The sequence below is a fragment of the Halobacillus kuroshimensis DSM 18393 genome (assembly GCF_000425705.1).
Lineage (GTDB): Bacteria > Bacillota > Bacilli > Bacillales > Halobacillaceae > Halobacillus > Halobacillus kuroshimensis.
The window spans coordinates 81399-93295 of record NZ_KE384438.1 but is presented as its reverse complement, the minus strand read 5'-3'; the positions used below and the strand labels follow the sequence as shown (position 1 = coordinate 93295).

The following is an 11897-nucleotide window of genomic DNA, read 5'->3' as shown; positions in this document are numbered from 1 at the left end:
TCTACGTGCTGACAGTCAAAAAAGTGTCACGAACGTTCCAATCGGGAGCGACAGGATTTGAAAATATAGATTTACAAGTGAAAAGAGGAGAGGTTGTCGGAGTGCTCGGCACGAGCGGGTGTGGGAAAAGCACGCTCCTACGTGTTCTTTCCGGGCTGGATCCGGAGTACGAAGGGAGCATCCAGACAAAATCTGAAAACCGCGGGAATGCTTTCGGAATGATGTTTCAAGAACCGCGTCTGATGCCGTGGCTGGATGTCCTTGACAACGTCACGTTCGGTTTTTCCAAGCCGTCCAAAAAGGAGGCCGCCTTGGAACTGATAGAAACTGTCGGATTAAAAGGGTTTGAGCATCATTATCCAAAGGACTTATCCGGTGGAATGGCACAGCGGGCCGCTATTGCAAGGTCGCTGCTCAGTCAGCCGGACATCCTTCTCCTTGATGAACCCTTCAGTGCCCTGGACGCTTTTACGAAAATGCAGCTGCAGGACCTTCTGCTTTCTATATGGGAGAAGCACCATACGACAACCCTCCTCGTGACTCACGATATTGATGAAGCCCTTTATCTGTGTGACCGCATTGTCATCATGAGAGGGCAGCCGGGTCAGATCGAGTCGGAACTGTTCATCCAGAGACCGAAGCCGAGAAAACGTGGCGATGCCGTTCTAGGTGAATTGAAAGAGCAGATCCTCAAGGAACTGGACTTTACGAAACGATAAGGAGGTACATCTATGACAAACGCGACAATCCCCCCGGAGAAGGGAGACTACCAAGTCGGACGCGAATGGAGGGAGGGCGCTCCATTTGATTGGAAGGATATTCATTCCAACTTTACCTGGCACAAAACCGGGAAGGTGAATATGGCCTATGAGTGTGTCGACCGGCACGTGGCGGAAGGAAAAGGGAACAAAACAGCGCTGCATTATTTGTCGGATGAAGAAGAAATCACCTATACGTATGCTGAGCTTCAGCGTGAAGTGAACCGCTGGGCGCGTGTGCTTCAAAGGCATGGTGTGAAGAAGGGGGATTTTGTTTTTGTATTCCTCCCCAAGCACCCTTCCTGCCATATCGCCATGCTGGCTGCCATCAAGCTGGGAGCTGTCGTCGGACCTTTGTTTGAAGCCTTTATGGAAGAAGCCGTAAAGGATAGAATCAACGATTGTGAAGGGGAATATTTAATAACCGACCACTCTTTTCTGGATCGTGTTATTCGGGAGGACATTCCAAGCCTGAAAAATATTTTTGTTACCGACAAGCAGGGCGGGGACTACATTTCCATTACAAAAGAAGCGGAGAAGGAAAATCCAGAGCTTGAAACGGTATGGGTCGATCTGGAAGACGGTTTAAACATTCATTACACAAGCGGCTCTACCGGGAAGCCGAAAGGCATCATCCACGCCCACCGTAATATGATACAGCAGTACCAGACAGGACGCTGGGTACTGGATCTCCATGAATCGGATATTTATTGGTGTACCGCCCATCCTGGCTGGGTGACAGGTACGGTATATGGCGTGTTTGCTCCTCTGTTGAACGGGGTGACCACAGTCATTCACGGTGGGCGTTTTTCTGCTGAGGCCTGGTATGGGGTGCTGGAACGCGCGGGTGTAACCGTCTGGTACAGCGCACCGACCGCTTTCCGTATGCTGAAATCTCAGCCGGAACGTCTGCATAAAGACTATGACTTATCAAAACTACGGCATGTGCTGAGTGTCGGAGAGCCCTTGAACCCGGAAGTTATTCACTGGGCTTACGAAACGTGGAGCCTGAGAATCCACGATACTTGGTGGATGACGGAAACAGGCGCCCAGCTTGTAGCCAATCTGCCGACGAGAACCATCAAACCTGGATCCATGGGCCGGCCGATACCGGGAATAAAGGCAGCGGTGCTGGATGATGACGGAAAGGAGCTTCCCTCCAAAAAAACAGGCCATCTTGCCATACAGGCATCCTGGCCGTCCATGATGAAGGAAGTTTGGAAAAATCCAGAAAAGTATCAGACGTATTTCCCGTTCGGAGGAGACTGGTATCTCGCTGGTGACCTTGCGTATATGGATGAAGACGGCTATATTTTCTTTCAAGGACGGAGTGATGATATGATCAACTCTTCCGGAGAGAGGATCGGGCCTTTTGAAATTGAAAGCAAGCTGATGGAGCATCCTGCTGTAAAAGAGTCCGGAGTCATCGGAAAACCGGATGATGTACGCGGAGAAATCGTCAAGGCCTATATCGTTTTAAATGAAGGGTATGAAAGGGTGGAGGAGTTAGCGCAAGAAATCCGGAGCTTCGTGAAGAGCGGGCTCGCGGCACACGCTGCCCCAAGGGAAATAGCATTTATAGAAGAGCTTCCTAAAACACAGATTAGTGGTAAGGTTCTGCGGAGAGAACTTAAGAAGTGGGAAAGTGAAGGGGTTCTTTAATAAGAACGGCCGCTTGAGAGGCGGCTGTTTTTTTATGCATGGATTGTATATAATATACAACGACTTTTATATTTTTATAAAATTGTAATATATTCTAAAATTTCTCATAATCCTGTAAAGACTGTCCTATAGCGGTTCTTCCGGCGGGTGAATCGCAGGCAATCTCTCTAGTATGCTGATGCATAAAAAACTGCCAGCAAATTCTATTCAAAATTTAGTCATTCTGTGCTATAATCTATAAAGCACGATCCATCCACTTGGTTGCAGCCAAAAGTTAATGTCCGAAACTACGCCTACACACTCATACCCAAAGAGGTACAAACGCCCCACTGCGTACGTCTTTTTTTAATGGTTCAAGAATGTTTTTTTTACTTTTTTTAAGAAACTACGCTCAAAGGAAATAATAAGAAAGCGCTATCATATTTGTTTTCAGGAGGTTACGTCATGAAGTTAACAACCAAGATTTTTATTGGTTTAATCCTTGGTGCTGCGGTAGGTCTGGGTCTTCATTTAGCTGCACCCGATCTATTTACAACTTTGGATGCCTATATTTTCAGTCCATTGGGGACCGTCTTTTTAAATCTTATTAAGATGCTCGTCGTCCCGATTGTATTCTTCTCCATCACTTTGGGAACGGCTTCCCTGGGTGATCCGAAGAAACTGGGAAGAATCGGCGGGAAAACCATCGGCTTCTTTCTAGCTACAACAACGATTGCCATTTCCATTGCGATCGGGCTTGCCTACCTCTTCCAGCCGGGCAATATTGATATCAGTACGGCTAATGCGGAGTATGAAGCTCAGGAGGCTCCTGGTGTTGTAGAAACCTTTACGAACATTATTCCGACCAACCCGATCCAGTCTATGACGGATGGAAACATGCTGCAAATCATTGCCTTTGCGATCTTTATCGGTTTTGCTCTTGCTATGCTCGGCAAGAAAACAGAAGGGATCTACAAACTGGTGGAGCAGGGGAACGAAATTATGATGTTCCTTGTTAATCTGATTATGCGTTTTGCGCCGTATGGTGCCTTTGGTCTTCTTGCTTCCGCTATCGGAACGATGGGTATTGACGGTATGCGTGCGATGGGTATGTATATGTTTGTCGTCCTTCTGGGACTGTTTATCCATGCGATCGTAACGTATGGTTCTGCTGTATCCTTCCTGGGTAAGATGAATCCGATTACGTTCTTCAAAGGGTTTTTCCCTGCTATGACGGTTGGATTCAGTACATCCAGTTCAAGTTCCACGCTGCCGATCTCTATGAAAACGGCGCAGGAAAACTTAAATGTCCCTAAACCTGTAAGTAGTTTCGTTCAGCCTCTCGGGGCGACCATCAACATGGACGGGACAGCAATCATGCAGGGTGTAGCGACGATTTTCATCGCCCAGGTTTATGGATCTGATTTATCTTTCACTTCATTAATTATGGTCGTGTTGACTGCCGTACTTGCGAGTATCGGTACGGCCGGGGTCCCGGGTGTCGGTCTGATCATGCTTGCCATGGTACTGAATCAGGTGTCCCTGCCGGTCGAAGGTATTGCGTTGATTATTGGTATCGACCGTCTTCTAGATATGACAAGAACAGCTCTTAACATTACTGGAGATGCTGCGTGTGCAGTTGTTGTCGCTGAATCCGAGAAAAAGCACGGTGGATTGGATGAAGAAACACAACGTATGCAAGCATAAACGGAACACTGAAAAAGTGCAACCTTTTGGTTGCACTTTTTTTATTTTCTAAAAGTCTGCTGTGCCGGGCTTCATTCTGCTTCGAAAGGGGGGAGGGAGCGCCGGGGATCATCCGCGTCTCGACGTGTAAGGAAAGTCCTGCAGGGGTATAGTAGAAGATAGATATAAAAGTAGGAAGAGGTGAGTGTTCCCATGTTTTATTCTGTAACGTTCCAAAAAATTATCTACTTAACCGCCATCGGGGTGATTATCGGGGCAGTTGTCGGCTTTTCCGCTGTGCTCGGGTTCGATCTCGGTGGAACAGCCTTTATCCTTTCCATGTTTTTGAGTATTCTGCTGGTTTATGTAACGGCTATGTATGCAGAGCTCTATCACATCAGGGAGGCTATCAATAAACAGCGCAGAGAAGACCGGGCTTAACGAGTGCCGGTAAGCAGGCTGTAGGAAAGGACGATCAGATAGAGGAGAGCGAGAATTGCGATTGTCCAGTAGGTTCCTCTTGATAACTTTTTGAAAATCACGAAAAAAGTAGCGGTTACAGCGGAGAGGATGAAGATCCAATAAAATGCTTCCATCTTGATGCTCCTTTCTTTCTTTATATACTAAAGCCCTTCTGTGGGATGGGCAAGACCTGTTTACGGATGAAAGAACAGGGGAAAAAGGAGATTAGTAGCAGCTATGCATGTGGAAAGGAGGGGCTGCCTTGTCTGTCTTTGAACTGATTTTTATACTGGTGACCATCTTCTGGCTTGCGGAGTTTTTTATTTTCCGAAACGACAGATCTGACGGTGGTGACCAGGAGCGCCGCTCCTTTCCGCTGATCTTTATCATTGTTGTCCTGACCGTCGGTTCTTCCCTTGGATTAAGGGAAGGTGCGGTGGGAATCACCACTGCCCGCTGGGTATGGTGGACTGGACTGATCCTGTATGCTTCTGGGACGGCTCTCCGGTATTGGGGGATTCTCCATTTGAAGGAGCAGTTTACAAGGAATGTGGCGGTACGGAAAGGGGACAGACTTGTGAGTTCAGGACCTTATCGGCTGCTGCGTCATCCTTTGTATACAGGGTTGTTTTTCATTGTTGTCGGCTTCTGTCTCGGAACCGGCAATGTCTATCCCGCTGTTCTATTTGGCATACTGATAACGGTCGCTTTACTACATAGAATCCGGCTCGAAGAAGCGATGTTAACGAAAGAACACGGCGAGATGTACAGGGAATGGTGTGGAAAAAGGTACCGCTTCATTCCTTTTGTTTATTAAATTTGGAGGTGGATGGGTTTGAATAAGAAAACAGCGATTGTTGTAGGTGCAGGACTGGGCGGGATGTCCGCTGCGATCCGGTTGTCCGCAGATGGATATGATGTAAAGGTCATTGAAAAGAACAGCAATATAGGCGGAAAATTGAACCGCCGCGAAGGAAAAGGCTTTACGTTTGATACAGGCCCATCCATATTGACGATGCCGTGGGTGCTGGAGCAGCTCTTCGCCAGTGTTCACCGACGTCTGGAAGACTATATTACAGTGGAGCGGGTGGAGCCGCAGTGGCGCACCTTCTTCGAAGACGGTACACAGGTGGATGTAACGAGTGACCTTCCGAACATGTTGGAGGAAATGTCCAAAGTGACGAACCGCCCGAACCGGAAGCTGACGGATTTTCTTTCCTACAGCCAGGATATGTATGAATTGTGCATGAAGAGCTTTTATAAGTACAGCATCCAGGACTTGAAAGACTTGAAGAAACATCACAAGCTGAACGAATTGATGCAGATGGATCCGTTGAGTACGGTTGCGAAGTCCACGCATAAACAATTCAACAATCCTTATTTAGAGCAGCTGTTCAACTATTTCGTCATGTATGTGGGCTCCAACCCATATTCAGCCCCTGCCATATTGAATCAGCTCGTTTACGTGCAGCTGGGTCTTGGTATTCACTATGTCAAAGGCGGCATGTATAAGATTGCAGAGGGGATGGGCCGGTTGATGGATGAACTCCGCGTCGATGTTCATCTGAATACACCTGTGCAGCGCCTTGTCGTCGAAAATGACCGCGTGACAGGTGTAGAAACGGAAGATGGCACGCTGCACGAAGCTGATATTGTCGTTTCCAACCTCGAAGCGATCCCGGCTTACAGAAAGCTGGCACCGAAGACATCGAAAGTGAAGAAGGAAACGAAATCCTTGGAGAAGAAATTCGATCCAACGGTTTCCGGTCTAGTTCTGCTTCTTGGTACAGACCGCAAGTTCGATCACTTGAAGCACCATAACTTCCTGTTCTCTGAAGATCCTGAAAAAGAGTTCAAGCAGATTTTCGAAGAAGGAAAGCCTGCGGACGACCCAACCATCTATATCGGCATTTCTGCTCGTTCCGACGAAACCCAGGCGCCGGAAGGCAAGGACAACTTGTTTGTGTTGACACACGTTCCGCCGATGACGGGCAAAAAGCAGAAGCGTGTCGACTGGGATGCCTACAGGGAAGTAGTTCTGGATAAGCTGGAACGTATGGGAATTGAAGGTCTGCGTGATTCGATTGAGTTTGAATACCGTTTTACCCCGGAAGATCTGGAGGCTCTATACGGTCCGAACGGGGGCTCCATATACGGTATTGCAGCGGATAAGAAATCCAATGGTGGATTTAAAATTCCTTCCAAGAGTCAGGTGTTTGAAGGCTTGTACTTTGTTGGCGGGTCAACCCACCCGGGAGGCGGTGTCCCTATGGTGACACTTTCCGGCCAGCTGACCGCTGATTTAATCAAAGAGTATGAAAGCGAACCAGTTCCTCAATCCTGATATCCAGAAAAGACCAGCGGAAAACGCTGGTCTTTTCGTTTATACGCAGATTCCCTGGGGTATGGGGTAGGAGTTGCGAGAATTGAGTCTGGAGTGATTATATGAGCAGCTGGATCATTTTTACGCTTTTTATATTATCAGGGGTGAGCACATTTTTTGTAGCTTCCCGATTATCGATATATGGAGATGCGGTAAAGGAAAAAACGAAAGCGTCCTCTGCATTTATGGGAGCAATCATCGGAATTGCCATATCCCTGCCGGAGTTGACATCAAGTGTTACAGCAATCATTATTGACAGTCCTGATCTGGCTGTTGGTAATTTAATTGGAAGTAACTTATTTAATATTATGGGGCTGGCTATTTTTGATATCGTTTATCGAAGGTATCAAATCCTTACCCATGCCACGGCGGAAAGCAAGATGTACGGCTGGCTGGTTATTTATATGACGATCATCGTCATAGCTGGATTGAGTCTCACGCTCCCGACCCATATTTTCCATATCAGTTATACTTCCATCGCAGTGATTGTGCTGTATTTCATCGGGTCTAAATTCATCAATGACCGGACGTCCTATCAGGGGAGGAAAGTTAAGAAGCAGAACGAGCGGTATAAGGACTTTACGTACAAGCAGGTGTTGTTCAGGTTTATCATGTATGCTTTTTTGATCATGGTCATTGGGAGTGTCCTGACGATTACAGCCGAACGGATATCTGTAATTACTGGTATTGGGGCCTCGTTTATCGGAGCCTTCCTAGTAGCGATCAGCACTTCGCTTCCTGATGCCGTCAGTGTAGGGACTGCTTTAAAGTTAAGGAATTTCAACCTCGGCATCAGTTCGCTGCTGGGCAGTAACGCCTTCAATTTAATGATCCTCGCGATTACCGATTTGATTTACATCAAAGGAAATCTGCTTCAGCAGTCCTCTCCTGCGAACCTTTTTACAGGAGCGGCTTCGATTTTGTTTATCCTGCTGATTATTTACAGCATAACCAGGAGAAAGGTGCAGCCTTGGAGCTACCTGCTTCCTTCCGTTTTAATCATCATCAGTTATTTTGTGACGACGTATCTCGTTTTTCAGATCAAATAATCAAGCAGGGGGAAGGTTCCTCCTGCTTTTTGTTATTCAGACAGGCGTGGGCGGTCCGGCGCAAGTGGAGGCTGCTCCATCCAACCTTTTTTAATTCCGATATGAAAGCCTTCTGCGGAGAAGCGGGCGCTTTCCAACAGAAGCCGGGCGGTGGCGAGAGACAGATCTTTGCGTGCTGTTTGAGCCAGGGCCGTTCCGTAGTTGGCCATTCCGTTCGATGCAGCAAGTCCTGCGTGGTAAAACATCAGTTTGTCAGAAAACAAAGGAACATCAGATTCCGTCACTTCAGGGTCCCACAGCTGGGGAGCGGGCAGGTCTTCCTCCATCAATTGATCGATGAAGTAATGGATATGCTTATGGGCAGTTTTTCGTCCCTTCACCATATACTTACGCAATTCATCAGAATCAGCGGATTGACTGAAGGCGATCATCAATGACTTCCCAAGCATATTTGTATCAAGATTGATATACAACTCTTTGATTTCCAAAGCAGAAATGGCCCGCTGTGACCCTTTTATGTGTCCCAGAAACGACCGGTCCTCCACCATTTTGACGTCGGTAGGTATAGGAATGGCGGGTGTGCGGATAACGATCCCCTTCTCAAGGAGAGCTTCGATGGCTGCATTAAAAATGTCGGCATACTCCTGTAGACTTTTAAGGAAAAACATCCGAATATCACGGCGGTGAGAGGCGAACATCGCGTTGGAATAATTCAGAATCGATGAACGGCTCATTTCTTTTAGATAGAAAATATAAAACTTATCCGAAAACATGCGTGGAGCATCGAGGAACACATCCTGCTCATCGAATCCCTCCGGCGTTTTCATGCCTTCCTGATCGAAAACCTGTCGATAGTGCTTGATCCGCTTCTTAACTAAAGAGGCATTAAGTTCCAGAAGTCTATGGGCATCTCTGTCTTTGACGTTTTGGAGGAAGCTGTCCATCACGCAGTTGATCAGTGTTTCTCCTAGATATCCGGACCACAGCACCCCGACTTCGCCTGAAGTTAATGAAACAATACGTCCATCCTGGCTCACATGAAACACCTTCCTGGTTTATGAATGATTATTCTGAGAGGCTGCATAATACTGAATCCAAAAGCGGAATTCATCAAAGAACAACTCAGGAGAGAGCTCCATGTGCTCGAAAAAATCTTCCAAGAGCTCTGGTTCCATGTCATCCAGCAGTCCTGTTACATACAGGGGTGTTTTAAATCGATGGTAGACGCTGCTATACCCGTTATCGCTGAAAATGTCAGCCATATCCTGCTCTGTCACAAATACCGCCTCCTTTTCTTATAGCGTGTCATCCTACTGCCGGATTATACGACAGAAGAGGGAAATCCAGAGGTCCGCGTGTAACAGCCGGGTCCTGGTGGAACATAAATAAAAAAGTAAGGGGGAGATGGCTGTGAAATGGCCCGAAGAGCTGGTTAATGAGGCGGAAAAGAATATGGAACCCTACGATGTGGAAGGATTTGTTCTTGGGTCCGGGGATGAGAAAGCGGACATTATGATTGTCGGAGAGGCGCCGGGGGAGAATGAAGCGGTTAAAGGCCGGCCGTTCATCGGCCGTGCCGGAGACGAGCTGAACAAGCACCTGGATTATGCAGGCCTATCAAGGAATGAGGTTTATATTACAAGCGTTGTAAGGAGTCGTCCTTATAAGTGGGTGGATACAAATAAAAAAGGGAGTGGAGGGAGGCGGAAGGCGAACCGGAAGCCCAATCAAAAAGAAATCGATGCCCACGCCCACCTGCTGGACTACCAGATTGCCGAAATGGATCCGAAAATTATTATTGCTCTCGGAGGTGTCGCTTATCAACGGTTGACCGGGAAAAAAGATAAGATGACAGACGTGATTGGGCAATCCTTTCAGGTTCCTGTTCAGAAAAAAAGGGGTACTGGCTATGAGCTGACCGAAAAAACATATACAATCATCCCGTTGTATCATCCCGCTGCGGTTTTTTATAATCCGAGGATTAAAGATACCATTTGGGAGTCTTTGGATCATCTGAAGAGCGAAATAGAAAAGAACAGCCGCCGGAAAGAATGACTGTCCTTTTGTGGAAGATTCAGGTCAGGGTGGGGGTTCTATTTAAAAGGTGGCTGTGTTCTTCGTATGTGGGAAGGATCTTGCAGGCCCTTCGGGGGGCACCCTGACCGCCGTATAACGAAGCCACCTGTTCCGGGAGAGGTCTTCAATTCTGTGTTATTCATTTATTCAGCTGTCGGAACTGCTTGAAGGAAGTTTTTCAAATACGAAATACCCTTGTGTGCTGACAGTAGGCGATCCGATTCCTGTGTTGCGCCAGCTTTGGACGGCCACTTTGTCTGTTTGGTTTTCTCCTTTGATTGTATAAATATTCGCTTCAGGCTGGAAGTTGTTCACTTGGGTCAAAGGTTCGGCTTCTTCGCCGGGAGACTGGTGGCCGATAACGCCGACGACTTCACCGAGCTGTTCTTTGGAAACAAGAGTGTTAGTCTGATGAAATTCCTCATCCTCATAAATGATATACGTTTCACGAACCATCGTTGAAGAGGTATGAGCAATATCGGCACCTGCTGCAGGAGCGGGTACTTTCACATGGCTTGGGATGGATTGGTAGGCCATTGAACCAGCTTCTTCTGTAGAGGGGCCGTTTGTATTCCACGTGACTGTAAAAGCGGCTGCTGTAACGAAAGCCGGGACCCACAGCTTTTTTTTCATCAAGAAGCTGGACTTGTGCCGGGTCTTTCCGTGATTCATCGTGTGAATCACGTTTTTCTTCATATAGCGTTCATCAAATGGAACATGGTCGTACTTGACGCGGTGGTTCATTTTCTTTAATTTTCTGTCCGTCAAATCATTCACTCTGTGAACTCCCTTCCGTTGTCATCCGTTCCTGAAGCAGCTGGCGGGCCCGTCTCAACCTTGTCTTAACCGTGTTCGGGCTGGTATTCAAGACGTCTGCCATGCTTTTGATATCAAAATCTTCGAAGTAGTAGAAGATGATGATTTCCCGGTATTTATCCTCTAAAGCTAATACGTGGGCAAGAAGTGCTTCGTCTTCATCCTGGCGCAGCACCAATTCCTCCGGGTTTTCTCTTGGAGAAGGAATCGATCTGAACAGTTCGGTTCCTTTTTTAACGACACGCTTCATATAGGAGCTTTTCAAGTGGTCTTTACATAAGTTGACGTTAATTTTGTACAGCCATGTTTTAATAGAAGATTCTTGTTTGAAGGAGTGGTAGCTTTGGTAGGCTTTGATGAAGGTTTCCTGGGTAATGTCCTCGGCTGCTGCATAATCTTTCACATAAGAATAAGCGAGCCACTTGAGGTCATGGCCGTATTGGTGTATCCATTCTTCAATCCGTTGTTCATCCAGTTCATCGGGTTCATAAGTAGGCTGCGGCCGCTGTCTGCGTATCAATTTGTCCCACCTCATCTGTTTAGACGACACTCCCCGGAAAAAAGTTTTCATCCGTTGTCTTTTCCTTTTATATTCGTCGTAATGATCAGATTATCCTTGTCTGCTTTTCGGGATCATGAAAGCTGTTCCACGTGAAACCTGGCGGATGATAAGGAATGATAGGGCAGAGCGTGTAGAAATAAAGAAGCTGATGGAGGAAAAACGGCGTGTGAGCGGTAAACTTTTTTCTTATGTTCTCTCCTATTTATGCTATAATATAAGAGAATCGGCGGCAGATGCAGCTGCCGCCGCGATACCGTTCGCACAGGAAGACAGGATAGACCTTCACGTTCGTGAAGGTCTATTTTTTATTGTTCATTTTTATGATGAGCGCAAGGAGTGTAATGATGAATGTTCCGAACGCAAACATGATCATGAGGGCTTCATATGTGCTCATATCAGGCCTCACACCCTTTCTAGTACAAAGTTCTGTTTATGGTAGGGAACGGTATCTATCTACAAGGATA

At 47.0% G+C, this 11897-nt stretch carries 14 protein-coding genes; 8 read left to right on the top strand and 6 right to left on the bottom strand.

Features of this window, described 5'->3' with window-relative positions:
• Positions 1-5 precede the first annotated feature (5 nt).
• The 4 genes from H615_RS0120500 to H615_RS0120485 all read left to right on the top strand — a co-directional run bounded on the left by H615_RS0120500 (position 6) and on the right by H615_RS0120485 (position 4526).
• The gene (locus tag H615_RS0120500) at positions 6-719 is read left to right on the top strand and encodes an ABC transporter ATP-binding protein (protein WP_027956863.1); all 714 of its coding nucleotides are present in this window, start codon (positions 6-8) and stop codon (positions 717-719) included.
• A gap of 12 nt (positions 720-731) precedes the next feature.
• The gene (gene acsA / locus H615_RS0120495; RefSeq protein WP_027956862.1) at positions 732-2420 is read left to right on the top strand and encodes an acetate--CoA ligase; all 1689 of its coding nucleotides are present in this window, start codon (positions 732-734) and stop codon (positions 2418-2420) included.
• Positions 2421-2864: 444 nt separating this feature from the next.
• Complete coding sequence (locus H615_RS0120490) at positions 2865-4106, top strand: dicarboxylate/amino acid:cation symporter (RefSeq protein ID WP_027956861.1); 1242 nt, start codon at positions 2865-2867, stop codon at positions 4104-4106.
• A 192-nt stretch (positions 4107-4298) separates the two neighbouring features.
• Positions 4299-4526 (top strand): hypothetical protein, encoded by a 228-nt coding sequence (locus tag H615_RS0120485; protein WP_027956860.1) that lies wholly within the window; start codon positions 4299-4301, stop codon positions 4524-4526.
• On the opposite strand, the gene H615_RS22480 is transcribed toward H615_RS0120485, so the two are convergent.
• Positions 4523-4681 (bottom strand): hypothetical protein, encoded by a 159-nt coding sequence (locus H615_RS22480; protein ID WP_156896548.1) that lies wholly within the window; start codon positions 4679-4681, stop codon positions 4523-4525. The two genes, H615_RS0120485 and H615_RS22480, sit on opposite strands and share 4 nt — an antisense overlap.
• A 128-nt stretch (positions 4682-4809) precedes the next feature.
• Between H615_RS22480 and H615_RS0120475 the strand changes: the two genes are divergently transcribed.
• The 3 genes from H615_RS0120475 (at position 4810) to H615_RS0120465 (ending at position 7979) form a co-directional block, all read left to right on the top strand.
• Positions 4810-5364, top strand: coding sequence for a methyltransferase family protein (locus H615_RS0120475; protein ID WP_027956859.1), 555 nt, complete (start codon positions 4810-4812; stop codon positions 5362-5364).
• 12 nt (positions 5365-5376) lie between these two features.
• The gene (locus tag H615_RS0120470; RefSeq protein WP_035532869.1) at positions 5377-6891 is read left to right on the top strand and encodes a phytoene desaturase family protein; all 1515 of its coding nucleotides are present in this window, start codon (positions 5377-5379) and stop codon (positions 6889-6891) included.
• A gap of 101 nt (positions 6892-6992) precedes the next feature.
• The gene (locus tag H615_RS0120465) at positions 6993-7979 is read left to right on the top strand and encodes a sodium:calcium antiporter (RefSeq protein ID WP_027956857.1); all 987 of its coding nucleotides are present in this window, start codon (positions 6993-6995) and stop codon (positions 7977-7979) included.
• 32 nt (positions 7980-8011) lie between these two features.
• Here the strand turns inward: H615_RS0120465 and H615_RS0120460 are convergent, their stop codons facing one another.
• The gene (locus H615_RS0120460; protein WP_027956856.1) at positions 8012-9016 is read right to left on the bottom strand and encodes a DUF3231 family protein; all 1005 of its coding nucleotides are present in this window, start codon (positions 9014-9016) and stop codon (positions 8012-8014) included.
• An 18-nt stretch (positions 9017-9034) separates the two neighbouring features.
• Complete coding sequence (locus H615_RS0120455; protein WP_027956855.1) at positions 9035-9256, bottom strand: hypothetical protein; 222 nt, start codon at positions 9254-9256, stop codon at positions 9035-9037.
• A 133-nt stretch (positions 9257-9389) separates the two neighbouring features.
• Between H615_RS0120455 and H615_RS0120450 the strand changes: the two genes are divergently transcribed.
• Positions 9390-10034, top strand: a complete 645-nt coding sequence (locus H615_RS0120450) for a uracil-DNA glycosylase (protein WP_027956854.1) — start codon at positions 9390-9392, stop codon at positions 10032-10034.
• A gap of 168 nt (positions 10035-10202) precedes the next feature.
• On the opposite strand, the gene H615_RS0120445 is transcribed toward H615_RS0120450, so the two are convergent.
• The 3 genes from H615_RS0120445 to H615_RS22215 form a co-directional block, all read right to left on the bottom strand.
• Entirely contained in the window at positions 10203-10832 is a 630-nt protein-coding gene (locus H615_RS0120445) for a hypothetical protein (RefSeq protein WP_027956853.1), read from the bottom strand.
• On the bottom strand, positions 10825-11391 hold the full coding sequence (locus H615_RS0120440) for a sigma-70 family RNA polymerase sigma factor (protein WP_027956852.1): 567 nt from the start codon (positions 11389-11391) through the stop codon (positions 10825-10827). The genes H615_RS0120445 and H615_RS0120440 overlap by 8 nt, the downstream gene beginning before the upstream one ends.
• Before the next feature lie 340 nt (positions 11392-11731).
• Positions 11732-11827, bottom strand: a complete 96-nt coding sequence (locus H615_RS22215; protein WP_156896547.1) for a putative holin-like toxin — start codon at positions 11825-11827, stop codon at positions 11732-11734.
• Between the last annotated feature and the right edge of the window lie 70 nt (positions 11828-11897).

Excerpts from the sequence above, each read along its gene's own strand:
- H615_RS0120485 (WP_027956860.1), top strand. The coding sequence starts at position 4,299 with ATGTTTTATTCTGTAACGTTCCAAAAAATTATCTACTTAACCGCCATC.
- H615_RS0120470 (WP_035532869.1), top strand. The coding sequence starts at position 5,377 with ATGGGTTTGAATAAGAAAACAGCGATTGTTGTAGGTGCAGGACTGGGC.
- H615_RS0120490 (WP_027956861.1), top strand. The coding sequence starts at position 2,865 with ATGAAGTTAACAACCAAGATTTTTATTGGTTTAATCCTTGGTGCTGCG.
- H615_RS22215 (WP_156896547.1), bottom strand. The coding sequence starts at position 11,827 with ATGAGCACATATGAAGCCCTCATGATCATGTTTGCGTTCGGAACATTC.
- H615_RS22480 (WP_156896548.1), bottom strand. The coding sequence starts at position 4,681 with ATGGAAGCATTTTATTGGATCTTCATCCTCTCCGCTGTAACCGCTACT.
- H615_RS0120465 (WP_027956857.1), top strand. The coding sequence starts at position 6,993 with ATGAGCAGCTGGATCATTTTTACGCTTTTTATATTATCAGGGGTGAGC.
- acsA (WP_027956862.1), top strand. The coding sequence starts at position 732 with ATGACAAACGCGACAATCCCCCCGGAGAAGGGAGACTACCAAGTCGGA.